At 45.3% G+C, this 24,031-nt stretch carries 19 protein-coding genes; 9 read left to right on the top strand and 10 right to left on the bottom strand.

Going from position 1 to position 24,031, the window contains the following annotated elements; all coding sequences use genetic code 11:
- Both R7O12_RS13995 and R7O12_RS13990 read left to right on the top strand, forming a co-directional pair.
- Positions 1-1,284, top strand: a complete 1,284-nt coding sequence (locus R7O12_RS13995; protein WP_318104744.1) for an ABC transporter permease — start codon at positions 1-3, stop codon at positions 1,282-1,284.
- Positions 1,285-1,306: 22 nt separating this feature from the next.
- Positions 1,307-2,011, top strand: a complete 705-nt coding sequence (locus R7O12_RS13990) for an ABC transporter ATP-binding protein (RefSeq protein WP_318104741.1) — start codon at positions 1,307-1,309, stop codon at positions 2,009-2,011.
- Positions 2,012-2,077: 66 nt separating this feature from the next.
- Here the strand turns inward: R7O12_RS13990 and R7O12_RS13985 are convergent, their stop codons facing one another.
- Positions 2,078-2,761 (bottom strand): topoisomerase I, encoded by a 684-nt coding sequence (locus tag R7O12_RS13985; protein ID WP_318104738.1) that lies wholly within the window; start codon positions 2,759-2,761, stop codon positions 2,078-2,080.
- A gap of 75 nt (positions 2,762-2,836) precedes the next feature.
- Positions 2,837-3,754 carry a leukocidin family pore-forming toxin gene (locus R7O12_RS13980; protein ID WP_005376731.1) on the bottom strand — a complete coding sequence of 306 codons (918 nt, stop codon included), beginning with the start codon at positions 3,752-3,754 and terminating at the stop codon, positions 2,837-2,839.
- A 1,099-nt stretch (positions 3,755-4,853) separates the two neighbouring features.
- Here R7O12_RS13980 and R7O12_RS13975 point away from each other — a divergent pair.
- Together R7O12_RS13975 and R7O12_RS13970 are read left to right on the top strand one after the other, a co-directional pair.
- Entirely contained in the window at positions 4,854-5,828 is a 975-nt protein-coding gene (locus R7O12_RS13975) for a DUF1852 domain-containing protein (RefSeq protein WP_025767248.1), read from the top strand.
- A 30-nt stretch (positions 5,829-5,858) separates the two neighbouring features.
- A complete protein-coding gene (locus R7O12_RS13970; protein WP_031780992.1) occupies positions 5,859-6,887 on the top strand; it encodes a methionine synthase in 1,029 nt (342 codons plus the stop codon).
- Between the two features lie 1,773 nt (positions 6,888-8,660).
- Here the strand turns inward: R7O12_RS13970 and R7O12_RS13965 are convergent.
- Together R7O12_RS13965 and R7O12_RS13960 are read right to left on the bottom strand one after the other, a co-directional pair.
- Positions 8,661-9,680, bottom strand: a complete 1,020-nt coding sequence (locus R7O12_RS13965; RefSeq protein ID WP_171344318.1) for a DUF2955 domain-containing protein — start codon at positions 9,678-9,680, stop codon at positions 8,661-8,663.
- Between the two features lie 9 nt (positions 9,681-9,689).
- Positions 9,690-10,754, bottom strand: a complete 1,065-nt coding sequence (locus R7O12_RS13960; RefSeq protein ID WP_025625303.1) for an HlyD family secretion protein — start codon at positions 10,752-10,754, stop codon at positions 9,690-9,692.
- Between the two features lie 99 nt (positions 10,755-10,853).
- Between R7O12_RS13960 and R7O12_RS13955 the strand changes: the two genes are divergently transcribed.
- The gene (locus tag R7O12_RS13955; RefSeq protein ID WP_017634710.1) at positions 10,854-11,714 is read left to right on the top strand and encodes a LysR family transcriptional regulator; all 861 of its coding nucleotides are present in this window, start codon (positions 10,854-10,856) and stop codon (positions 11,712-11,714) included.
- Between the two features lie 150 nt (positions 11,715-11,864).
- Positions 11,865-12,407, top strand: a complete 543-nt coding sequence (locus tag R7O12_RS13950) for a hydrolase (RefSeq protein WP_054701260.1) — start codon at positions 11,865-11,867, stop codon at positions 12,405-12,407.
- A gap of 39 nt (positions 12,408-12,446) precedes the next feature.
- Here R7O12_RS13950 and R7O12_RS13945 read toward each other — a convergent pair whose 3' ends face one another.
- The 3 genes from R7O12_RS13945 to R7O12_RS13935 form a co-directional block, all read right to left on the bottom strand.
- A complete protein-coding gene (locus R7O12_RS13945) occupies positions 12,447-13,343 on the bottom strand; it encodes a 1-aminocyclopropane-1-carboxylate deaminase/D-cysteine desulfhydrase (protein WP_318126017.1) in 897 nt (298 codons plus the stop codon).
- Positions 13,344-13,450: 107 nt separating this feature from the next.
- Positions 13,451-14,737 (bottom strand): sensor histidine kinase, encoded by a 1,287-nt coding sequence (locus tag R7O12_RS13940; RefSeq protein ID WP_064368612.1) that lies wholly within the window; start codon positions 14,735-14,737, stop codon positions 13,451-13,453.
- Positions 14,734-15,411 carry a response regulator transcription factor gene (locus tag R7O12_RS13935; RefSeq protein ID WP_005389368.1) on the bottom strand — a complete coding sequence of 226 codons (678 nt, stop codon included), beginning with the start codon at positions 15,409-15,411 and terminating at the stop codon, positions 14,734-14,736. The genes R7O12_RS13940 and R7O12_RS13935 overlap by 4 nt, the downstream gene beginning before the upstream one ends.
- A 152-nt stretch (positions 15,412-15,563) precedes the next feature.
- Here R7O12_RS13935 and R7O12_RS13930 point away from each other — a divergent pair, with 152 nt between their 5' ends.
- The 3 genes from R7O12_RS13930 to R7O12_RS13920 are packed head-to-tail and all read left to right on the top strand — an operon-like array spanning position 15,564 to position 18,434.
- On the top strand, positions 15,564-16,604 hold the full coding sequence (locus tag R7O12_RS13930; protein ID WP_081048904.1) for a glycosyltransferase family 2 protein: 1,041 nt from the start codon (positions 15,564-15,566) through the stop codon (positions 16,602-16,604).
- Positions 16,605-16,606: 2 nt separating this feature from the next.
- The gene (locus tag R7O12_RS13925; RefSeq protein WP_064368611.1) at positions 16,607-18,013 is read left to right on the top strand and encodes an ArnT family glycosyltransferase; all 1,407 of its coding nucleotides are present in this window, start codon (positions 16,607-16,609) and stop codon (positions 18,011-18,013) included.
- Between the two features lie 4 nt (positions 18,014-18,017).
- Complete coding sequence (locus R7O12_RS13920; RefSeq protein ID WP_064368610.1) at positions 18,018-18,434, top strand: GtrA family protein; 417 nt, start codon at positions 18,018-18,020, stop codon at positions 18,432-18,434.
- 134 nt (positions 18,435-18,568) lie between these two features.
- On the opposite strand, the gene R7O12_RS13915 is transcribed toward R7O12_RS13920, so the two are convergent.
- Genes R7O12_RS13915 through R7O12_RS13905 form a run of 3 tightly spaced genes read right to left on the bottom strand, consistent with a single transcriptional unit; the run spans position 18,569 to position 23,974 of the window.
- Positions 18,569-19,513 carry a hypothetical protein gene (locus tag R7O12_RS13915; protein WP_064368609.1) on the bottom strand — a complete coding sequence of 315 codons (945 nt, stop codon included), beginning with the start codon at positions 19,511-19,513 and terminating at the stop codon, positions 18,569-18,571.
- Between the two features lie 3 nt (positions 19,514-19,516).
- Positions 19,517-20,464: a hypothetical protein gene (locus R7O12_RS13910; RefSeq protein WP_064368608.1), complete on the bottom strand. Its 948-nt coding sequence runs from the start codon at positions 20,462-20,464 to the stop codon at positions 19,517-19,519.
- 3 nt (positions 20,465-20,467) lie between these two features.
- Entirely contained in the window at positions 20,468-23,974 is a 3,507-nt protein-coding gene (locus R7O12_RS13905) for a T6SS effector BTH_I2691 family protein (RefSeq protein ID WP_206949242.1), read from the bottom strand.
- Positions 23,975-24,031: the final 57 nt, after the last annotated feature.

Here is a 24,031-nt window from a genome sequence, read left to right as displayed (position 1 = left end):
ATGTTGTTACCGATGAGACAAATTTTCCAAGAAATGGCCGCAGAAAAGCTGAGATTGGGTTTGACCATTCTGGCTATAGCGTGGGCGACCCTCTGTATCGCTGCTATGTTGGCGGTAGGTGAGGGCATTCGTCAGGGGGTATTGAAAACCGCACAAAATGGTAACGGCAACTTGATTTATTTGACCGGAGGGATGGCCACCGTCGACCACGGTGCTTTTCACCAAGGTAAGTTTCTGACGTTAAAAATGGACGATTCAGAGATCGTTCGAGCATTACCCGATGTAAAAAGCGTTGCGCCAACTGCGAAGTGGAAAGAGCGCATCACCGTTGGTGACAGAAGCTCATGGCAAGAGCCGTTAGCAGTCACGAGCGAGTTTCAATCCATGACCAATTTGGTGCCGATGGCGGGGGGACGATGGTTAAATCCACTCGATCAAAAAGAGACGCGCAAAGTCGTTGTACTGGGTTATGAACTGGCAGCCGACTTATTCAACCCGAATGAGGACTTTAGTTGGTTTGCGACAGTCACATTGCAAGTCAACCCTGTGGGGCAAAAGGTAAAAATCGGCAATGAGCAGTTCACCGTTGTGGGCGTATTGGAGAAAAACAGCGCCCAAATAGAACTGGGGGATCTTATCAACTATTCCAGCTTTGTGCCGTTAGCGACGTGGAAGCGATTTCATGTCAACGGTGAAATTGGTGGCATCAATGTGCAACCACAAGCCGATGTAGACCGAGAAGCCTTAGCAAAGACGATCAGGCAAGTGATTGCCCGTAAGCACGGGGCAAGTGTCAGTGATGAACAGGTCGTCCAAGTCGATGATATGTTCCTTAAACAAAAGAGTATGCAGCAGTTTCTGATAGGTTTGCAGAGTTTTCTTGGCATTATCGGCTTCGTGACGTTAGCTGTTGCTGGCGTTGGCATCGCCAATGTGATGTATGCCACCGTAAAGCGAACTACGCGTGATATCGGTGTGCGCATGGCGGTCGGTGCAACCCCAACGGCCATTCGCATGCACTATTTAGTGCAGTCTTTATTGACAATGATGATGGGGGGCGCGCTTGGCTTAGGCGTGACGTACGCGCTGGTGTCTGCCATCAGTTCCATTCCTTTAGAGGGCAATGCCTTTTATGAACAACTGGGTAAACCTGTCCCTGAGTTGTCGTGGGTCGTTGTCGCGATTGTCATCCTCACCTTAGTGATAATTGGTGTGGCATCTGCATGGTTACCTGCAAACCGAGCCGCAAAAGTCAGCCCGTTGGAGGCGCTACAAAGTGAATAACAACAATAACTCTGGAGAGAACATGTCGAACCAGCCGCTTGTTGAGCTAACCAACATCTGCAAATACTACTCAAGCGGAGAGGCGGAAGTACGTGCGCTCGACGGCGTAGACTTAACCATCAATCAAGGTGAGTTTCTTTCGATTCTTGGCCCGTCTGGCTCGGGTAAATCAACGCTAATGAACATGCTCGGCTGTTTAGATAAGCCCACCGATGGCGAGTACCAACTTGGCGGCCAAAACGTAGCAAGTTTAAGTGCGAATGAGTTGGCTGGCATTCGTAACCAAAAGATCGGGTTTGTCTTCCAAAGCTTTAACTTATTGGAATACGCGACGGCGCTTGATAACGTGGCACTGCCGTTGGTTTACTCTGGCATCAAAGCCAAAGAACGTCGCCAGCGCGCAGCTAAATTGCTAGAGCAAGTCGGGCTAGGGGATCGTTTAGACCATAAACCAAACCAGCTTTCTGGTGGTCAAAAGCAGAGAGTTGCGATTGCAAGAGCCTTGGTCAACGATCCGCAAATCATCCTAGCTGACGAGCCAACCGGCGCGCTCGATTCAAAATCTGGTGCTGAGATCGAAGCTCTGTTCAACCAACTCCACGCCGAAGGCAGAACATTGATCATCGTGACGCACGATAACGCCCTCGCAGAACGCACCAAACGCATCATCACCATCAAAGATGGCAAGGTGATTTCGGATAGAGCGCCGGTAAGTAGGGAGAAATGAGCTTTTCTTAATTGAGAACTGAGTTTTAAGGGAAATAGCGATACAGAGGCTATCTCCCTTTACTTTTTATTCGCGATGTTCGTTTTGTCTCTCTTTTATCAAGTCATGCTTTTGTTCTTTAAGTAGAGTGATTGCGAGCTTAGTGTCCTCAATCAATTTACTGTTATCGTTGAGATCTTTGCTCTTCAAAGGCAAAACTAGATAATGAATGCTGCCATCTGCATTCTGTACTCCGGTAGCGATGATGACATCACCTTCAGACGCCGTACCAAAATACTCTGATACGACTTTGGTTTCGCTGACACCGTAGCTATCCAAATAGGATGACTCCGTATTGTCAAACAAGATAGGAACCCCTTGCCTAGCTAATGTTCGCAATTGTTTTTGCTTTTGCTCGTCGAATGGATAGTCGGTCGTACTGATGTAACTTACCTGTTCAGCTTCAATAAAATCGTACAGTTCATTGCTCAGTTCATTTAATGGGGCAGATATCCAAGGTGTAGTTGGAATGACGTCGGAAGTATCATCATTGCGACTTAGTGGTGTTGGAGCGGTAACAACCTTTTGAGCAGCATTGCTCTCAGGAGGCGTTACACTTATTGTCGCAGCGTCTTCTGTCTTGATTTGCTCATCAAGGCTTGCAACAGGTTCGGTCTGGGCATTCTTGTTATTTGAATTAATTAGAAATATGGCGAGTACTGCACCAAGTGCTAGCGCCGATCCAGTCAAGAGTTTTTTGTTACTTGTCATGTGTCATGTCTTACCGTTTATTTCATTAGTAAATATAGCGGCCACTTATTTATTCCGTGGCCGCAGGCTAATAAGTTAGTGGTAGAGATCGTCATTCCAAGAGATAGTTACGGCTCGGCTAGTCTCTGTCCATTGACTGCTATCGCGATTTTTCTTCCAGGTATTTTCTGGAGTGGTATACCAGCTACACCAGTCGCGACCAAAGTAGTAATTGGTTTTTCGCCAACCAGCAACCAGCTTGACCTCTGATGTATCTAGGCCATCTTGAATGTCATTTTTTCTATATACGACGCCGACTTGTGGTTTAAAGTCTGAACGCATAACGACAGGTAACTCATTGTAATCAATCAAATTACCCATGTCACAACTGGTCCAACGATACAATAACCAGTCTTTAGCTGGCGTATTATGGCGGATAGTCTTGTTTTCAATTAACCAATTAATGCTTTCGTTAGCTTGGTTAAAATCGGCAACCGTTTGAAACTCTGGCTGGTCGTACGTTACACGGTTGCTCCAGGAGATTCCCCCACTAATATTTGGAGAAGTAGAAGCACTGAATCCAAGGTTAAAATCTAGCGACTCACTGACAGATGCCGTTGCAATGGTGTTTTCTGGAGCATGGCTCATGTGGCGTAAAGGGGCGCCATTTAAATAGCTCAGTGCCAGCTTAAAAGCCGTTGGAACGGTGTAACGGTAATCTCCCCCAGTGGCAAAACCATAGATTTGTTCTTTGTTTGGAACATTAGTCATGTCGAAGCCAGAGCCGCCATTTAGGATCAACTTAGCTTCTTTAGCGCCATTTGGTAGTAAAGATTGGTTCCAGACATTTTCTAAAGAATAAATTAAGCGGATTTTTTTCGAGCGTGCATCACCATCATCAAGCTGAAGCAACGTCGAAGTGTAAGATTTTAATGTATCTTCAGCATGTGCTGGTGCTAAAGAACCAAGTAAAGCGAGTGCGATAATACTCGCGGAAAGATGCTGTTTTTCCATTATTGTTTCCTATTAGTCAGCCCATAAAGACTTTTGTTTTAAACTATCTTGATGGGCACTTTATAATTATGGACAGGTTATAAATTCAAGCTCAATAAATGAGCGGTGAAATAGTGCATCTTGTTTTTTATTAAAAAAAGAAAAAGGATAGATTCGTGGGATTAATGTCTCATAGTTTTTAAATTCACCTCTCAACTATAATAAATAAGAATTTGGTTATTAAGTTTTGCCTTTTTAAGTTATTGCTTAATTTTAATTTTCTAATGTTATATTGAGCTTTTTTATTGATAAAAGTGAATTTTATAAATGTTAGTCATGTTATTTTTAGGGTTTTTGTTATACCAAACTAAGTAAAGTATCGTTATGTGGTCATCTCGGGTTTATGGTTTTAATTCAAATTAAAACAGTGGCTTATGTTTTTTGTTGTTGTTTTTTAGAGCTTAATGTAATAGTTGAGTGATAAAGTCCGTCAATGAAGTTGCCATGTTCGTGTATGAAGTTATATGTGCTTTTACAGCAGGGAGTTAAACTTTACGTTTAAGATGGTAAAGATAGAAAAAGAAATAAATAAGATAATTAAATAATCATGTTTCCGAGAATATAAATGTAACGTACTTCTAATTAAACGAATGCTTGAATAAACGATGGAGTGTGAAAAGTACTATTTAAGTTACGCTGTCCTATATTCCAGTTGGCGTCTTGTTTATACAATGCGTTTTCTCGGCTTAAAACTGGTTTACGTACTGCTAATCCCTTATCCGTTTCTTAATTACACATATTGGCAATATGCTCGCCAAGTTACGTGTATTGGTGTCAATGAAAAACAGTATCTACGATAGCTCTCTCAGGGTTGGAACTGCCACTATGAATTTCCTTCATGTTCAATGTGAAACAATACCAATATTACTCAACTCGTGAAGCAAGTATAAAAAACGGACTGCTCTGGTGTTAGGCACTGCGACCACCGTTTTTAGTACGAACTGTTCGTCGTGAACGCTGCGCAACCTAACGATTGGGAAAACCAAAAAACAAAAAATGTCCCCATGCACAGAGTTAGGAAAAGTCTGCTTTATCTAAGGAAATAGGATACCAACTCACGATGAATAACGATTTCACATTTGCTATCAAAAGCATTCGCTTTGATGAGAATTACCAACCATCAGACAACACGCGAATCACTACCAACTTTGCTAATCTGGCTCGCGGAAACTACCGCCGAGAGAATCTGCGCAATGCGCTCCGAATGATCGATAATCGTTTTAATGCGTTGGCATATTGGGATAACGCGCAAGGTGACCGCTACTCCGTTGAACTTGAAATCATCTCCGTTGATATGGATATCCAAGGTAGTGGAGAAGCCTTCCCATCGATTGAAGTGCTCAAAACTAACATTGTTGACCACAACACTAACGAGCGTATCGAAGGCATTGTGGGCAACAACTTCTCTTCATACGTGCGTGATTACGACTTTAGCGTTTTGCTGTTGGACCACAACAAAAACCAGCCACAGTTCAGCATCCCAGCGAACTTCGGTGATTTGCATGGCAAACTGTTCAAAGCTTTCGTTAATTCTGAGTCTTACAAACAGCATTTCAAAAAGCTGCCAGTGATTTGTCTGAGCGTATCGGACAACAAAGTATACCGACGTACTGAAAACCAACATCCTGTTTTGGGCTTTGAATATCAGCCGAACGAATCTTCGTTGACGGAGCAGTACTTCAAAAAGATGGGCTTACAGGTGCGCTACTTTATGCCGCCAAACAGTGTTGCACCATTGGCATTCTACTTCTTCGGTGACTTGTTGAACGATTATTCAAACCTAGAGCTTATCAGTACGATTAGCACGATGGAGACATTCCAGAAGATTTACCGACCTGAGATTTACAATGCCAACGCGGTTGCCGGTAATTGCTACCAGCCAAACCTAAAAAACCTAGACCACTCGCTAACTCAAATCGTTTACGACCGAGAAGAGCGCAGCCAACTGGCAGTTGAACAAGGGAAATTTGCCGAGGAGCATTTCATCAAACCTTATCAATCTGTGCTTGAACAATGGTCTGCAAGCTACGCGTAATCGATAACGAGAATCTAGAAAGGAATGACGATGAAAACACTATTACCGACTTCAACGGCTGGGAGCTTACCGAAACCTTCTTGGCTAGCGGAACCAGAAAAACTTTGGTCGCCGTGGAAACTGCAAGGTGAAGAACTGATTGATGGCAAACGCGATGCGCTACGTGTCGCTTTGCAAGAACAAGAGCTGGCAGGCGTTGATATCGTCAGTGATGGAGAGCAAACTCGGCAACATTTTGTGACGACCTTTATTGAGCATTTAAGCGGCGTAGATTTTGAAAACCGTAAAACGGTGACCATTCGCAACCGCTATGAAGCAAGTGTTCCGACGGTGGTTGGCCCAGTAAGCCGCACAAAGCCCGTGTTTGTTGAAGATGCAAAGTTCTTGCGTCAGCAAACTAAGCAACCTATCAAGTGGGCACTGCCAGGCCCTATGACGATGATCGATACGCTTTATGATGATCATTACGGTAGCCGTGAAAAGCTGGCTTGGGAATTTGCGAAGATCCTCAACCAAGAAGCGAAAGAGCTTGAAGCGGCGGGTGTCGACATTATTCAATTCGATGAACCTGCGTTCAATGTGTTCTTCGATGATGTGAACGAGTGGGGCATTGCATGTTTAGAGCGTGCGATTGAAGGGCTGAAATGTGAAACTGCGGTGCATATCTGCTATGGCTACGGCATCAAAGCGAACACAGATTGGAAGCAAACGCTAGGCACTGAATGGCGACAATACGAAGAAGTATTCCCTAAATTGCAGCAGTCAAATATCGATATTATCTCGCTTGAGTGTCATAACTCGCGAGTGCCTATTGAGTTGCTTGAGTTGATTCGCGGTAAGAAGGTGATGGTTGGTGCGATTGACGTCGCTACTAACGAAATTGAAACGCCAGAAGAAGTAGCGAACACATTGCGAGAGGCGTTGAAGTACGTTGATGCCGACAAGCTTTACCCATGTACCAACTGCGGTATGGCACCTTTGTCTCGTGAAGTATCGACCGCTAAGCTCAATGCGTTAAGTGCGGGTGCGGAGATCATTCGTAAAGAGTTGGTGGGTTGATATTAATACTTAGGCTCCGCACCATGAACTAAAATTAGGGTCAATCTAGCGAGTTTAAATGAAAATAGGAATCGGATTACAGCTCGCTAGGAAATAGCGATAACTTTCGCACTTCAAAGCTCTTGGTGGGTAGATCCTGAATCACGCTCGTCCCTCGCTGTTCAGGATGACGGATGTTGGAAGATATATTGCTCGCCACAACCCTAGGTATTGGAGCAGCTTCAAGATAGGGTCTTTCCGGCGAGTTAAAACGAGACTAGGAATCGGGTTACTGCTCGCTAGGAAATGACGATAACTTTCGCACTTCAAAGCACTCGGTGGGTAGATCCTGAATCACGCTCGTCCCTCGTTGTTCAGGATGACGGATGTTGGAAGATACATTGCTCGCCACAACCCTAGGTATTGGGGCAGCTCCAAGATAGGATCATTCCAGCGAGTTTAAACGAGGCTAGGAGTCTGATTACAGCTCGCTAGGAAATAGCGATAACTCTCGCACTTCAAAGCACTCGGTGGGTAGATCCTGAATCACCTCGTCCCTCGCTGTTCAGGATGACGGATGTTGGAAGATACATTGCTCGCCACAACCCTAGGTATTGGTGCAGCTCCAAGATAGGATCATTCTAGCGAGTTTAAACGAGGCTAGGGATCTGATAACAGCTCGCTGGTAAATGACGAGAACTTTCGCACTTCAAAGCACGTGATTAGTAGATTCTGAATCACTTCGTCCCTCGCTGTTCAGGATGACGGATGTTGGAAGATATATTGCTCGCCACAACCCTAGTTATTAGAGCAGTTTCAAGATAACGTCATTCCAGCTAGTTTAAGTGAGACTAGGAATCGGGTTACTGCTCGCTAGGAAATGACGATAACTTTCGCACTTCAAAGCAGTCGGTGAGTAGATCCTGAACCACGCTCGTCCCTCGCTGTTCAGGATGACGGATGTTAAGAGATACGTTACTCACATACCCAACTATTTGGCTTGTATTCAAATTTTGGTCATTCCAGCGAGTCTAGACGAGACTAGGAATCTACTAACAACTCGCTGGGAAATAGCGATAGTCTACGAACCTCAAAGCACTCGGTGGGTAGCTCCTGAATCACGCTCGTCCCTCGCTGTTCAGGATGACGGATGTTGGAAAATGCATTGCTCGCCACAACCCCAGGCATTGGATCTGCTCCAAGATAGGATCGTTCCAGCGAGTTTAAATGAGAATAGGAATCGGGTTACTGCTCGCTAGGAAATGGCGATAACTTTCGCACTTCAAAGTACTCGGTGGGTAGATCCTGAATCACGCTCGTTCCTCGATGTTCAGGGTGACGGATGTTGGAAGATATATTGCTCGCCACAACCCTAGGTATTAGAGCAGTTTCAAGATAGCGTCATTCCAGCGAGTCTAGACGAGACTAGGAATCTGATTACAACTCGCTGGGAAATAGCGATAGTCTACGAACCTCAAAGCACTCGGTGGGTAGCTCCTGAATCACCTCGTCCCTCGCTGTTCAGGATGACGGGTGTTGGAAGATACATCGCTCGCCACAACCCTAGGTATTGGAGCAGCTCCAAGAGAGGGTCATTCTAGCGAGTTTAAACGAGACTAGGAATCGGGTTACAGCTCGCTAGGAAATGGCGATAACCTTAGAACTTCACAGCACTCGGTGAGTAGATTCTGAACCACGCTCGTTCCTCGATGTTCAGGGCGACCGTTTTAAATAAAAATGCCGCTCACAGTAAAGTGAGCGGCATACATTTCCCGTTTCCAGCCTCGGCCAGATTTAATTCAACTCTACGTTCTTAATCTCAGGATGCTTTAGCAACATCACACGAATCCAGTGATGCACCACCCACATCACCATCGCGGTGAGCAGAACCGCAACGAAAATCGAGCTGAAACGGTACAAGATCGAAAAGAACGCGTCTTTTTGTTCTGGCACCAACGAGGTCGTCAGCGGAACCGATAGGGCAGACATGGCAGAAAACGCGATAGCCGCTTTAATTTGCCCCTTGGTGAGCCACAAGCAGAATGGCCCCATTGCAATGGTAAAGGCGAGCCAAAAGAGTAGCCCATGCCCATACCAACTGCCCAATATCAGCTGAACAGCCATCCCTGCGATGCAGCCTAGTGCGGTGCCGATGATGCGAATTTTTGCCATGGCGAGCGAGCCCGCTAAAGTCATTGGGGTTAGGATGATCAAAATGGAAGCTTGTGCGGATAGCGAGTCATATAAGTCCGCTACTTGGAATACGATAAACGCAGCCATCGCCACTACCCAACCCATAGCAACTTGGCTGATGTAGTCAATATCGCTTTTTACTGGGGTCGACATCTCAAGGTGCTCGGCGGGGGATTTTGGCTCCGGGAACAACCAATACGCGAATGCGCAAACAAAAATATTGCTGAACGCCATCACCCACATGTTGACGTTGAACTCTTCAATATCCATGAAGTTATAGCTGGCAAAATTCAACACAATTGAACCCACCAACAGCCCCATGTAACCAAACAAATAGGTTTTCTGGTTCATCATTGCAATGCACTTGAACAGCATCATAATTCCGACGGCAACGGTCATTAATGTTGGATGAAACTGCAAGTATTCCAGCAAAAATGTGGCTTGTATGGTTGTCCACACCGCAGAGAAAAACACGATCAATAAAGCCGAAATATTAAAGTTGTCCATTCTGCCCAATATAAACAGCGGCATCATGATGGCAAAAAATCCGTAAGACCAACCGAAGATCATGCTTAGCGCGAGCCCTAAAGAGCAGCCGAACCAAATTCGTAAGGTTTTCATTGTCGCCGCCTAGTAAATGAAGTGGAACCAGCTTGCGAGGTGAATCTGTGCTTGCGCCATCAACTGCCAGAAAATGCTGTTGTCTGGGTACAAAACAATGGTAGCGCGAGAGCCGACAAACAGTGCTGGTGGTAACTCTTCGCTGCTGGTTAGGTTCACTCGTGTACGCTGCGCATCACGTACCCAGCGGTTGTTCACTTCCACTTTGGTCAGTGCGCCATTAGGCGTTTGTTGTGCGGCTGCTACACCGTAATCGCGGCTAGCTAAATCAAAGTCGTACACCGAACCTGGGTTGGCATCAAATGTGACCAAGGCGTGGAAAGTCTTGTCTACGTTCGCGACGGACTTTTCACGAAAATCAGCGGCTACCCAGAGTGATCCTGTTGGTACAAACGTCAGCAATGGCATGTTGGTGTTTGCCATCGTGCCAACTTCTAGTTGCAGGTTGGTCACGACACCATCACTGGGAGCGAGTACCGCGGTATTTGCCAAATCAAGTTGCGCCTTTTCGATGCCGTTTTTGGCAATTCGAACGGCGGTGCTTTGACCTTTTTGATCGCCTAATTGCGCCTCAATGACTTTTAAGTTTTGTCGTTCCGCTTTAAGCGCTGCACGTGATACCTGATTTTGGGCAAAGGCATTATCGAGTGTCGATTGAGAGATGACTTTCTGCTTCGATAGTGTCAGTAAGCGGTTGTACTCGCGGTGTGCATTATCAAATGTCGCTCGTGCGCGGGCAATATTGGCAAGAGCGGCTTCGCGTTGAGAATACAGTGTTGCTTCTTTTTCATAGGCGGATTGCAGAGACAGCTCCGCCTGTTCAAGCGCTATCTTGTATTTACGATCATCAATCGTAAACAACACATCGCCTTTTTGAACGGACTGGTTATTCTCGATGAGAACGTCGGTCACTTTACCAGATACCTCGGGTGCGACTTGGACAACGTATCCTTGCACTCGTCCTTCGGTCGTTAAGGGGGCGTGGCGGTCAGCAATGATAATGTACAAAAATAGTACGATGAACAGGACAATCAAAGTTCGCATCCAGTGTTTGAATTTTTGGTCAGCCGTCATTACAAGTTCCGTTAAACATATTGGATAGCGGATTATAGAGAAGTCACTCACAATTCAGTAGAATGATAATACGAACATAAATGACCTAAAAATAGGACAATGAACGTTAATTTTGATGATATTTACCTATTCACTCAGACGGTGGTTCACGGCGGTATAAGTGCAGCGGCAGAGGCGAATCAACTACAACGCTCAAAAGTGAGTCGTCGTCTGCAAGAATTAGAGAAATCGCTCGGGGTGCAGCTTTTGATTCGCACAACACGCAGCATTGAGTTGACGGAGCACGGGAAACGCTTGTTTGAGTTGGTGGGGCAGCCTATTGACCATATTCAGCAAGGTTTAAATGCCATGCACGAATATCAACAAGAGCTGACGGGCAAGGTGCGTTTAGCCATTCCTTCCGCATTGATGAGCTCTGCCGCGTTTAACGCGATCATCACCGAGTACACAACGCGGTATCCGGAGATTTCGGTCGAGATTGAAAACCATCAAGAGAGTGTCGATCTCAAGCGTCAATCGTTTGATTTACAGCTTCTTCCGAGCGTGGTCAAAGTCACCGATGACAGCTATGTGCAGTTCAGTCTTTTGCCTTATCGTAGTCACTTTGTTGCGTCAAAAGCCTATCTAGAATCGCATCCGCCAGTAAAAACGGTGGAAGATCTTAAGCAGCATCGCCTTTTAACTAATCGTTACAATGCCGATTTGCTCGATTCAGATCTGCATGTCGCGTTGCGATCGGACGATCTCAACTTGCTGCGCTCGATGGCGATAGCAGGAAACGGCATCGCGTTTATTCCACAAATTCATTCCAAGCCTGCATTGCGAGATGGTTTGTTGGTCGAGGTGCTGCCTCAATTCGCGCATCCGAAGCAGCATCTTACTCTGATTTATCCCTCGGCCTTATTTCTGCCCAATAAAGTCAAAGCCTTGATTGAGCTAATTCGAGAGAAATTTAAATAGTCAGTTCAAACCACTCTTAACAAAGAGCAAATGTGTGAGCGAAGGTCATCTTTCTAGGTTTTAGTGCTCTAGCATGAAAGGATTCTGATACATTAACTGTTGCTCAACTTGTTGAGTATGGTTTGTGGTCGCACAAAATAGGAGATGGAAATGTTATCGAAAGGAAACACGGGCCTGATTGTGGTGGATGTTCAGGGCAAACTCGCTACATTAATGCATGAAAGCGACGCTCTGATTGAAAATATCACGAAACTGGTAAAGGGCGCCAAAGCACTAGATTTGCCTATTCTGTGGCTAGAACAGAATCCAGAAAAATTGGGCCCAACCGCGGAGCCGATTCGTGAAGTGCTTGAAAGCACGCATTTACCTATTACCAAGTACACGTTTGATGGTTGCAAAGAGGCGACGTTTAAGGTCGCGGTGGAGAACGCGAAAGTTGATACCTGGTTGGTTTGCGGTATTGAATCCCACATTTGCGTCTATCAAACCGCGGTTTCTCTGCGTCAGTCCGGTTATCGCGTTGAATTAGTCACGGATTGTGTCTCTTCCCGAACCGCTGCCAATAAAGCGCTCGCTCTTGCGAAGTTAACCGCTAACGGTGTGGTGCTCACTGGGTTAGAAATGTGTTTGTATGAAATGGTCGAAGATTGCCGAGCACCTGAATTCAAAGAAATTCTGGCGCTCATCAAATAGTGGAATCACTGTAATCAGCAACAACTTTATTTGAACACGCTATTCAAATTCTCGTTGATATCTTGGCAACATCGACTCGTTGCCAAGTAACCCGCCTTGGTGAATATAAATCACCGTTTTATCTGTGTTCTCTTCCAACCAAGGGGTGAGGCATTGCCACATATACGGGTCGTATAACAGGTCAAATTCGAGGTCGGTTTGCTCAAAGAGTGCTTTCCATGTGATGTAATCTTCTTCGTACAAGCGGCCAAAATGGTGTTTGTTGCGCACGCTTAAAATGGTTGGGTGGCTGTTTTCACCGAGCTGGTTGAACTGCTCAGTTAAGTAATCTGCATCGCCTACGCAAGGGCAAGTGAGCACTTCTATGCCGTGTGGGCTTAAATGTTTATGAAGATATAAAGCGGTCGTGCCAGTGCCTGATGGCAGGGCGACGGTAAACTGTTCTTTACCTCTCAATCGCGTCCAATCAAGAATTTCTCGTGCTAACTGTTTGATGCCAGCTTCAGCGAGGTGGGAACGTCCACCCTCTGGAATAAGCAATGTCGACTCATCTAATCTTCGTACCTGGTGGACGTATTCAATAGGGTGGAGTTCGCTACCGATGTCTTGCATGGCGGTGATTTTCATACCCAAATCGAGAGCGCCGCGATAGTTTCCGATGGGGGAGCTTTTTAGCCAAGATGGAATGTGATGAACATAAAACTCAAATGCCCAACCTTTAATCTGGGCGAGAGCCGCTAGCGAGTACATGGCATTAGATTGAGCGGAGCCAAAGCTTATTAACGTGGTGATGTCGGAATTTTGCTCTTCCATTAACGTCATAAACTTACGTGCTTTGTTCCCAGAAAAGTGAGAATGCAGCATGTCATCACGCTTAAGAAAAAACGTATGACCGTTGAAGTTGTGTTGAGTTATCGGGCTTTCAGAGAGTTTCATGTGACTGCTGACGTGTCCAACCACGCGACCTTGCCGTTAAAAAGGGCGCGTAGTGTAACGCCATTAAACCCAGATAAAAAGTCTGGGTTTCAGTACATCCATTTCGGTTATTCCTGATGCTCTGACGCAAGATCAATTACTGCCTCACAACCACCTTCTGGATGTGTACCAATCTTAAATTGCCAGCCATAGCGTTGGCACAAATCGTCCACAATCATCAAACCTAATCCGTGCCCATCAGAATGTGGAATGGTCGAAAAGCCTTCACCTTCATCGCGCACCGAGATGGTGTTTTCATCCATATTGATATGAATTGATCCCGAAGGTGTCGCAGCGATGCCGTTGCGAATCAGGTTGCCAAGAATAATGGTCAACACGGCATTGGTCGCGCGCGTTCTAGGGTTGCCGTCGATCTGTACATCAAAGCTGAGTGCTTTCTCATCCGCCTGAGCTTGGCTTTGGAAGATGATTTGGTTGAGTTCTTCTTCGGTGATACTGCGCACTGGTGAATCATCTGCATTACGCTCGTAACGCACTAAGCCGAGTAGGGCATCTACCATGGTCGACATCTGCTGCGTTGCATCTTGAATTCGGTTCACTTGGCGAGTCTGGAAATCCGTGTTCGCACTTCTCGCCAGTAGGCTGCTTGAGCCTTTCATTACGGTTAACGGTGTACGCAGTTCATGGCTTGCGTATCGTGCAAAGGCTTGCTCGCGCTTGATGACTTGGTTGATTTTGTGGCGATACTCATTCAACTCATCCGCGAGGGTTTGGAACTCTTTGGCTGATCCCTCTGGCACGCTAAAAGTTTGCGTAGCATCGCCTTGATGATGGTCGAGTTGAGTTTTAAGCGCATTGACGGGTTCAATCAAGCGTTGTGATAAGCGCAGCAGGAGGCTACCAAACAGGAACACCAGCACGGCGACAATGGACAGCACCATAGCGACGACGAGAATGAATTCCTCTGAGGTGATCTCGATTTCATCAATCAAGGAAACCAGAATAACGGGATGTTCAACGCCTTTGTAGGTGTAAGCGCTCATGTAAACCATGCGCGAGTATTCACCGTCTTCTACTTCATCAAGAAAGTGCTTTTGACCAATCAGGTATTTTTGATAGCGCTCGGCAACCAATGAGATGTCGTTGTATGCAGTGGTGAGCAGGTCAAGCTGAATACTGCCTTGCTCTGGGTGGGACTGGAAATGTTCAATTGCTTCTTTTTTGTCGACCATAATACGACGCTCGCCCACGCGGTCTTCAGACCAAAGCAGGGAGCCGGTAATCAACAAAAAGCAGAAGATGCCAATCACGACCGACACAAAAGAGAAAAACAGAGCGAGTCGCCCTGTCATACTTTGTGTGCTTTGCGTGCTAGCAAGTAAGCGATTGATCATGCACCTGTCTCCAAGCGGAAGCCAACTTTCGGCACGGTGATAAGCACATGTTGTTCAAATGGCTTATCAAGTTGGTTGCGAAGTTGGTAAATGTGGCTGCGCAGAACGTCGTTGTTCGGCTCGTTCTCTTGCCAAAGTTGGAAGGCAATTTCTTCGCGTGTCACTACGTCTGGCGCGCTTTTCACAAGCATTTCCAGAATGGTGTAAGTGGTAGGGTTTAGCGCCAACAGTTTATCTTGGCGATAAGCTTTACGCGTTTTTTGGTCGATAGACACTTCACCGTATTCCAACTTGCTCGATGCGACAGTGCCACGGTAACGGCGGATCAGTGCCATCATGCGCGCTTCAAGAATATCCAGATCGAAAGGTTTGGTCAGATAGTCATCCGCACCGTGTTGGAAGCCTTTGAGCATATCGTCACGGCTATCGAGCGCCGTCAGCATAAGTACCGGTGTGTTGTTGCCCGCGTCGCGAAGTTTATTACACATGGTCAGGCCATCCATGCGTGGCAGCATGAGATCGAGCAAGATGATGTCGAAGGTGTTTTCCATCGCTAGTTTCAGGCCGAGTTCGCCGTTGTCTGCATAATCGAGTTCCATACCTGCACACTCAAAATAATCGAACAGCATGCCTGCAATTTCTCGATTATCTTCGACTAAAAGTACGCGTTTCATGTATTTCTCTCCAAGTGGGCAGGTGTTCGAAAATAAGACTTCGTCTTAACCGAACATTATTCACTAAGGACGTGAAAAAGATGTCAATAACATCTCTTTCACGTTGATGTTTGTAGACTGGATTCATTCATCGGATTTAGTGGAAGAGTAGCATGTCAACCTTCAACATTCACGCTGCAACCTTTTCAAAGGTGAGCCAACACACTGAGCCTAAAACAGTTTTGTCTGTTGTGGTGCCATTCTTTAACGAGCAAGAAGTCTTACCTGAATTTCATCGTCGTTTAGCCGCCGTTTTGGATGAAATGCCAGAACGCTGTGAAATCGTTTATGTGGACGACGGCAGCAAAGACGAGAGCCTAATGATCGCGCAAAACTTTTCTCAATCTTCTAGCGACGTTCGTTGTATTGCACTAAGCCGTAACTTCGGCAAAGAGTCCGCCATGAGTGCGGGTCTGGAACACTGTCAAGGTGAAGCGGTGATCGTGATTGATGCCGACTTGCAAGACCCGCCGGAGTTGATCCCGCAAATGGTATCAAAATGGCGTGAAGGGTATGACGTGGTGAACATGCAGCGCAGCGAACGCCACGGTGAAACTTGGTTCAAGCGCTTCTCGGCCGCTTGCTTTTACAAAGTGCTCAATAGCATGGCGAAATTAGATGTGCCTGAGAACGTGGGCGATTTCCGTTTACTGAGCGCAAAAGTGGTCAAACACATCAGTGCGCTGCCAGAACGTAACCGATACATGAAAGGCATTTTCTCTTGGCCGGGTTTCAAGCAAGTGACGGTTCAGTTTGAGCGTGACGCTCGTTTCTGTGGTGAGACTAAATGGAACTACCTCAAGTTGATTGGCCTTGCAATGGACGGTATTACCTCGTTTTCCATTCGCCCCTTGCGCTTAGCGACACTTGCTGGTGCGTTAGTGGCGTTCAGTACCTTTATCTATGGCGCATTCATTGTGATGAAAACTGTTGTATTTGGTGAGCCTGTCACTGGCTACCCATCCATGATGGTCGTCCAACTTGCATTGGGCGGTGTGCAACTGCTGTCGATTGGCCTTTTGGGCGAATACATTGGCCGCATTTTTATCGAGACCAAGCAACGTCCTCTTTATCTTGTTCAGTCTGTTTACGAGCAGCCTGCAAAACATCAATCCATCCAAACCATGAAGTTTAAACTGGGAGAAACCGCGTAATCATGAGTATTAATAAAACCCATCTGTGGTTGTTGTTGGCGTTTGCTCTTTTACTCCGTCTTATTTCACTTGCCGCTTACCCTTTGATGGACACCACAGAAGCCCGCTACGGCGAAATGGCGCGCTTAATGGTGGAAACAGGCAATTGGCTTACCCCACAGTTTGATTATGGCGTGCCTTTTTGGGGGAAGCCACCCCTGTTCACGTGGATGAGTGCTTACGGCATTGAGCTGTTTGGATTGAATGAATTTGCAGTGCGCGCGCCTCATTGGTTAGCGGGCGTTGCGACGATTGTTTTTGTTGCTTTCATGGCGCATCGCGCTGGCTTTAATGCTGTCATCGCAGCGTTGGTACTGGCGACGTGTGGCATCTTTTCAATTGCGGCGGGTGCGGTGATGACAGACATGGCACTGACGTTGGCAATGACGATGGCGATGGTTGGTTTTTACTATTGCTGGCTTGGCAAAGACAAACACAGCCGATTGTGGGGTTACCTCGGTTTCTTTGGCTTGGCTTGCGGGCTGTTAGCAAAAGGTCCGGTGGCGATCGTGATCATGGGCATCGCAGTATTTCCTTGGCTCGTGATTCAGCATGGTTTTTTTGGTGCCTTCAAAGCCTTGTGGCAGCGTTTTCCAATTGTATCGGGGTTGGCGTTCATGTTAGCGATTGCTCTGCCTTGGTACATCATGGCTGAAATGGCGACGCCTGGATTTATTGATTACTTCATTGTTGGCGAGCACTTTAAGCGTTTTGTTGTCAGCGGTTGGGAAGGGGACCTGTATGGCTCTGCTCATGATCAACCACGTGGGATGATCTGGGTATTCTGGCTGCAGTCGGCTGCGCCTTGGTCAATTGTATTGCCTATCTTGGCGTGGAAACGTCGTAAGGTGCTCAAAGCCATTGAAACCGATCATCAAGGTCTATTTAGCTTCCTGATGTGTTGGCTGATTTCTCCAATGCTCTTGTTCACCATGGCTGGGAATATTTTGCCTGCTTACGTACTACCGGGTGTGCCTGCGTTGGGTATCTTGATTGCGATGCTGGTGGATAAACACGATTTCAAATGGTTGACCGGAACGGCAGCGGTGTTGCCAGCCCTGCTTATGATTGCGATGTTGGTTTTGAATATGGGCAAAGCGGATAGCCGCAGCGACCGCATTATCTTCGCGCAAATTAATGACAACGCTCCGGTCTTTTATATTGGTAAGCGCCCGTTCTCAGGCCAGTTCTATAGTCATGGTCAGGCGAAAAAGCTTGAAGATAAGAATGACTTAAACAATCTGAAGAAATTCCGCCTGATTGGTAAATCGCAGCAAGTGGATAGCATGATTCATGAAAATGCGTTGAGTTGTACCAACGAGTTCACAGCAAAATCGAAACGCTCACTCTACACCTGTGTGGTTGGATAACGGAATGCGCAAATTACCAAAATTTACTTCGCTGGAAAGGTTTGCTTCGTTAACAAGGTTTGCTCTAGTAGGTGGTGTCGGCTTTATGGTCGACACCCTTATCTTTTCTGTGTTGTTCCATAGGTTTGGTCTGGATCTGATGCTGGCTCGTGGGATAGCATTTTTGTTTGCAGCTACCACAACGTGGCTTGGCAATCGCTGGCTGACTTTCTCTCAAGCAGAAAAAACCAACCCTTTCGCTCAATGGCAAAAATTTATGGCGAGTGCCTTTATCAGTGCTTTGCCTAACTTTATTGTGTTCAAAGGCGTAACGCTCGCGCTAGGAACGCAAGGGGTGATGGTCTATTTGGCTTTGATCTTAGGCATATTGGCAGGCATGGTGAGTAACTATTTACTCAGTGCAAAATGGGTGTTTAGTTGAGGATAGAAAGGTTCGGGCTTACTATCCTATCCTCGAGTTAAAAATTCGTTATTTGAACCAATTTTTCTTTTTGTACATCAGAGTAAACCTAAAGCTTTTCATGGGGGGATGTAAAAAGGTAAACAAGCCAAGGTTTATACCTTGGCTGCCGTTAGTTCAGATTTTGATTGTTCGATTTCAGACTCGGTTTGCCACTTGCCGTTATATAGGTACTCTCGCTCTGGGAGCGGGGCATTTGACGCCCTTAAATCAAATACCTCATCGGTTTGATATTCTTTATAACAAACTGGCGTACCAAACAGTCTAGCCTCTGGCTTAGCTTCAAATAGCTTTTTGTGGTCGGCGACTTCTGTACAGTCAAGCTTATATTCCGTGGCTAGCTGATTGACCATAGACTCTAAGTCAGACACGGTTTTGAAAAATACGTAATAGTGGAATCGGTTGTGTAAGCGTGAAATCTTAGTATGTTCTATATTAATATATTCGCATGTGTCATGCTTAAAAAAGAACTTAATTACTTTTCTTTTCTTATTGTAATCAGCAAAGAGCCAGTCTTCACGTTCTCCGATTCTTACTTCTGTTGGTTCATCAGGCTTGCGTTTAAGCATTTTAAAGGAGACTAATATAAAAGCACCAGCGCCTGCTAACGCCATCGGGCCAACCATCGCTACCATCACCACACACACCACTGCACCTATCCAGCCAACGGCTTGCGTGGCGGTATTCACCCACTTAGGCATGTTGCGACGTTTCTTCATCACAAAGCCTTTGTCAGAAAAAATATAGTCATAGCGATAGTCGAGGCCAATCGTAAGGTAAAAGGCTCCAGACACCATCACCGATAAAATAAAAGAAAAAATAGTTACGTCAACCGTGTCACTCGTATGTATAAACAAAGTTAATAGGAATGGAGCGATCACAAATGGAAACGCAAAAAGTTTAAAGTAATAGCGAAATGGTTCCTCTACATCATACTTATGCCATGTTCTGACATTATCGCCTGCGAGTATTTCTTGCTCTTGCGCCTCTTGATAAACTGCTAATTCTTCTGGGGTGACGTAAAATGGTGAATATGCCAAGGGTTACTCCTTGGTTGTATTCAGTTCTGCTTTGCGCTGGTCGATTTCCGCTTCGCTTAGCCATAAGTCACCACGCAAGTATTTTAGTTCGGGTAATGTGGCATTCTTATTTCTCAGGCTATCTACTTCGCTTAGTAGATATTTAGTTCCTCTTACTGGAATATCTTGAAGTTTTTCGTACATTAGGCCTGTATTGAAAAGCTGTTTAATGTTGTTTTCTTCAGAGCATTCGATGTTCCACTTGTTAACTAACAACTTCAACAAGTAATCCACTTCTGATTCAGTTTTGCAAAATATATAACTTCGACCACGAGTTTGGTTTCGACTGACTTCTTTATGCTCAATGTCAAAGAAATAGCAGTCGTCAAATTTGTGATAAATCACAATGAGTTTTCGCTGTTTGTTGTATTGAGCAAACAATGAATCTTTGCGAAGCCCCACTCGTACTTCAGTTTCTTCTTCAGGTTGGCGCTTCAGCATGCGAAATGAAACTAAAATAAATCCACCAGCACCGACTAGAGCCATTGGTCCTACTGCGATTACCATAAATACGCAGACTACTGCTCCAAACCAACCCATCACTTGCGCTGCTGAGTTCACCCAAGTAGGGAGATCACGTCTCTTTCTCAAGACCATGCCTTGCTCGGATATGGTGTAGTCATAACGATTGTCTAAACCAAATGTAAGATAAGAAACACCGGACATGATTATCGTTAAGCCTGATAATATGTAGGTCAAGAGCATCTGACTACTATCGTGCAGAAAGTAGGTAAGGAAAAATAATGGGCTGACTGCGGCTATAGCAATTGATAAGTATAAGTATCGAAAAGGCTCTTCAATATCGTGCTTGTGCCAGGTTGTGAGCTCTTTCCCTTTTAGAATTTGTTGCTCTTGTTCTTCTTGATAAGCCGAAAACTCGTCTGGCGTGATGTAAAAAGGTAAATAAGCCAAGGGTTACTCCTGTAAGCTAAGTTCACTAGTATCTGAAGTTAATGAACTTCTGATCGTTGCTTGTTTAGTATTGTCTGAAATCGCCGTATAAGTTGCACGCTGTTTTGCATTATTTTGGAACCAGTACTTACGGCTTAATTCGTTTTCATCATCGAGGATGTATTCTATCTCAAATGCTAGATAGTCAGTTGAGTCTTTCATAGGTAAACTCAATTTATACACGCTTTGAGAGTTTGTGGAGTTCATCGGGCTATTCAAGGTTTCTAGATCTACTCCGGTGTACCAAGTTCCTGATATCAATTCTCCCTTAGTTACAGAAGTATTTGTCCGAAGTTTAATTCCATCTCTTGCTATTTTGGTAGGAACTTGGATATGCAACGCAATACCAAACAGCTCCTGCATTGCTGATGGGTATTGCGTTGATGAATTGGGAACAACCCGCATCATTGGCACTTGGTAGATTGATGGTTTATTTATGATGGTTTGTAAATCAAATAGTGCCTTTTGTACTAATGAAGAGTTGTGTTTTTCTCGTTCTAACAGATCTGGAGACTGACTCCATTGTGCTCTGGCGGAATTATATCCCCACGGTAATTTATCTAACCATTTTTGAAAATCGTCTTGTTTGAACTTGCTCATTACATAGTTGCTCAAAAGGTAAATTGCAGTTAGCCCCATAATGACAAACATGATTGGCCCACCGAAAAGAACGTTTGCTGACCATACGCCAGTTATTCCTCCTACAGCTTGAAAGGTCCCTACTGCTGTAAGTCCAACTAAAGAAGAAAAGTTGAAGTATCCCGCAATTTTTGCAGTGCCATTCAAACTATCAAGTTGTTGTAACGACCGGTAAGCTTCTATCCCTGAAGCTAAAGCACCTATTATTCCTGTTACCGCAAGCCATTTGTTGAAAATTTTAAGATCACTCAAAGAAGAAATAGGTATTGTGGTATCACGTTTCGCCATTTCTTTTAGGGCAGATAAAGAACGTGCTCGTAGCGTTTTATCTACTCTTACGTTGTCCCAAAGTTTACCGGTGCGAATACCCGTCCAAGCGTTGACTGTATAAAAAAGCTTTTGTTGGATATCCAAAAATTCATCTGAGGACATTAATCCAGTGTCTTGAATACTGCTCATGGCATCACCAAGCGCGATGCAGTTAAATACTAATGCCATAAAGCCTAGACCACCGGCATTCTCGAACAGTTTATTCAAATCATCGAGCTTATTCATAGCGATCCCAGTTCTAAGCTCGACGGTTCTTTGCGGTAGATCATCGGGTAATTCAATATACTGTGGGTACTCCAATGTAGCCACAGCGAGTGCCTTCTTAATTCTCTTTTTATTTTTTAAAGCTGTTGTGTATTTAGAGTCAGCTTTGCGGTTGTTTTTCTGGAAGTCAGCAATGACCGCATCGTTTTTCTTGAGCTCACTTAGGTAATCATTTACGCGTGTTTTCCATTTTTCAAAATCGCGAGCGTAGCTTTCATTTACAGTCACCGGCATATTGTGTGCCATATGCTCTGCAATAACGGCAAACAAATAATAGCTCTGACGGTTCAGAGGTTTAGCTAAAACAGGCATCAGTAAAATCGATGCTTGTGAAGTCATGCTAACGCCAAACTCTACAACGCCTTTTGCAAGTGCACCTATTGCAGATTTAAAGATAATGTCCAGCTCTTGGAAACCTTTGGCGATATCCTTGAGAAAGTCCGTTTCCGCAGTGTTTGGGTTGGAAACAAAATCCATGATCTTAGAGTACATGCTCACACGGTTGCTGGTAGCCGAGATCCGGTCCATCAACTGATTATCAGCATCAGAATTTTCTGAGGTGATCGACTGTTCATTCTGCGCCTCAGTAATATTCTTCTCCATCACTTTAAATAAACTACGACTAAACCCAGAGGCATAGAGAGCAAGTAAACTGGTTGGTTTTTCCCATTGGCTTTCAGCCCACTGTCGGTCTTCTTCTTGTATCACCAAAGTAAATGACTCAACGGCTTGCTTGTGCAGTTGATACAAGCTGTACTGTGTGTCTTCGCTGTATAGGTCGAAGGTTCTTTCGAGATGATGCGGCGTTAAGGACTCCATTACTGCGATAAAGTCGCGTTTGACCGAGACAACTTGGGCTAGCATGGTTTCTTTTTGTTCTGACAGCTCTTGCATTTCGCTCAGCATTTGTTTCCAGTTGAGTTGCTTACGCCAACGCTCAGTCGCTATCCATTGCTCGTATTTACCAAATCGGTTTGCTGAAATGCCATATTTCTTCTGTATGGCCCCTGCTATTTCTGAAGTGGATTTTTGGTAATCATCGATAGCTTGCTGGGAAAATGAAGATGGCATTCCTTTGATGATAGCTGCTTGAGATTCACTGGTAAGGTCAACCATTGCTGAGTTGTCATAGTAATCCGCCATGTCCATATAGAATTCAAGCTCTTGGTTTTTGCGCTTTACTCCTGTGGGCATGTCTATATTGTCACTTGCCCCGAACATACACAGTTGCATGGCGGTCTGCATCAAGTTCCACTGGTTTGAAAACTGGTCAGTGAAAAGGCGGTAAGGGCTTGCGGCACCAACAAAATGCAGTGACATATCTTGAATGTCTGCGGCGTAATCTTTTATCGCGACGAAGTAGCCTGATTCTTCTTCTGGAATCGCAGAGGTTAAATCGCTTTCGACTGCGACAGGTTTAAAGACAGAACCATCTTCATCTGCTTTGGTGGCGATGCCAGAATCCGCAAAGCGACCATCATCGACGGCAGAAGATTCAATATCAGCGACTTGGGTTAACTTATCTATTGGTGCAATGTTGTGCTGATTCTCGTTTGAGGACAGAACAATGGTTTGCATGCGATCGATATGATTACTCGGATTGTTAAGTACGCGCATGAACGTGTGCCATGTCCACCGGTGCTCAGAGAAGCAAATCGATAGTACGCTTCCGTTGACGTAAGTAAGGAAGGGCTTTGCATCTTGTGGTGTCCCACGCAGCTCTGATTTTGGGCTTTCTGACTCTCCCAACTTATAGAGCGTGAATTGCGTTCCTTTGATTTCGTATTCGTCTAAGCTTTTGTTGATTGCATCATACACATACAGCCAACCGTCGCGCAGTTGACGCAGGGTGTAACCAACGGTATTGAGTTTGGCTGGGCCTTGGCCTTTCCATTCTTCAGGCAAACCAAAAGGTTGTGTCTCTTCTGTTTCTAGCTGATCGATGGCATAGCGGACTGGGATAAAGTGCGCAGGTGATGCTTCCGTTGCTTCTTTTTCAGTTTTTAAATTGAGAGGCTCTGGTTCAGACGGCGGTGGCGGATCGATTTTTTTTGTTTCTCCCTCCCAAAACATACTGCGCTCTGGGGGTGAGCCAGCAAGATCATCGGATTCCGTGGTTGGAACGATATTCAGCGATTTCAGTGTACCATCTCTTTCAAATGCCTGAACGGCCTCCTCATAGGTATAGCTGTTGTCATACCAGAACATAGAAGTTTTTGGGGGAAGTGGATTATTCATCGTTAGCCCATGTTTAAGAGTTTTACTCTGTTACGCAAATATCGCACCAAAATAAAG

This window comes from Vibrio sp. Vb1574 (assembly GCF_033338675.1).
Note: the sequence above shows the minus strand (reverse complement) of the source record. Positions and strands in the feature narration are given on the sequence as shown.

Bases quoted from the DNA above. Each gene is read 5' to 3' on its own strand.
- R7O12_RS13975 (WP_025767248.1), top strand. From the start codon at position 4,854: ATGAATAACGATTTCACATTTGCTATCAAAAGCATTCGCTTTGATGAG.
- R7O12_RS13970 (WP_031780992.1), top strand. From the start codon at position 5,859: ATGAAAACACTATTACCGACTTCAACGGCTGGGAGCTTACCGAAACCT.
- R7O12_RS13950 (WP_054701260.1), top strand. From the start codon at position 11,865: ATGTTATCGAAAGGAAACACGGGCCTGATTGTGGTGGATGTTCAGGGC.
- R7O12_RS13940 (WP_064368612.1), bottom strand. From the start codon at position 14,737: ATGATCAATCGCTTACTTGCTAGCACGCAAAGCACACAAAGTATGACA.
- R7O12_RS13995 (WP_318104744.1), top strand. From the start codon at position 1: ATGTTGTTACCGATGAGACAAATTTTCCAAGAAATGGCCGCAGAAAAG.
- R7O12_RS13930 (WP_081048904.1), top strand. From the start codon at position 15,564: ATGTCAACCTTCAACATTCACGCTGCAACCTTTTCAAAGGTGAGCCAA.
- R7O12_RS13935 (WP_005389368.1), bottom strand. From the start codon at position 15,411: ATGAAACGCGTACTTTTAGTCGAAGATAATCGAGAAATTGCAGGCATG.
- R7O12_RS13965 (WP_171344318.1), bottom strand. From the start codon at position 9,680: ATGAAAACCTTACGAATTTGGTTCGGCTGCTCTTTAGGGCTCGCGCTA.
- R7O12_RS13945 (WP_318126017.1), bottom strand. From the start codon at position 13,343: ATGAAACTCTCTGAAAGCCCGATAACTCAACACAACTTCAACGGTCAT.
- R7O12_RS13980 (WP_005376731.1), bottom strand. From the start codon at position 3,754: ATGGAAAAACAGCATCTTTCCGCGAGTATTATCGCACTCGCTTTACTT.
- R7O12_RS13985 (WP_318104738.1), bottom strand. From the start codon at position 2,761: ATGACAAGTAACAAAAAACTCTTGACTGGATCGGCGCTAGCACTTGGT.
- R7O12_RS13960 (WP_025625303.1), bottom strand. From the start codon at position 10,754: ATGACGGCTGACCAAAAATTCAAACACTGGATGCGAACTTTGATTGTC.
- R7O12_RS13920 (WP_064368610.1), top strand. From the start codon at position 18,018: ATGCGCAAATTACCAAAATTTACTTCGCTGGAAAGGTTTGCTTCGTTA.
- R7O12_RS13925 (WP_064368611.1), top strand. From the start codon at position 16,607: ATGAGTATTAATAAAACCCATCTGTGGTTGTTGTTGGCGTTTGCTCTT.
- R7O12_RS13955 (WP_017634710.1), top strand. From the start codon at position 10,854: ATGAACGTTAATTTTGATGATATTTACCTATTCACTCAGACGGTGGTT.
- R7O12_RS13905 (WP_206949242.1), bottom strand. From the start codon at position 23,974: ATGAATAATCCACTTCCCCCAAAAACTTCTATGTTCTGGTATGACAAC.
- R7O12_RS13990 (WP_318104741.1), top strand. From the start codon at position 1,307: ATGTCGAACCAGCCGCTTGTTGAGCTAACCAACATCTGCAAATACTAC.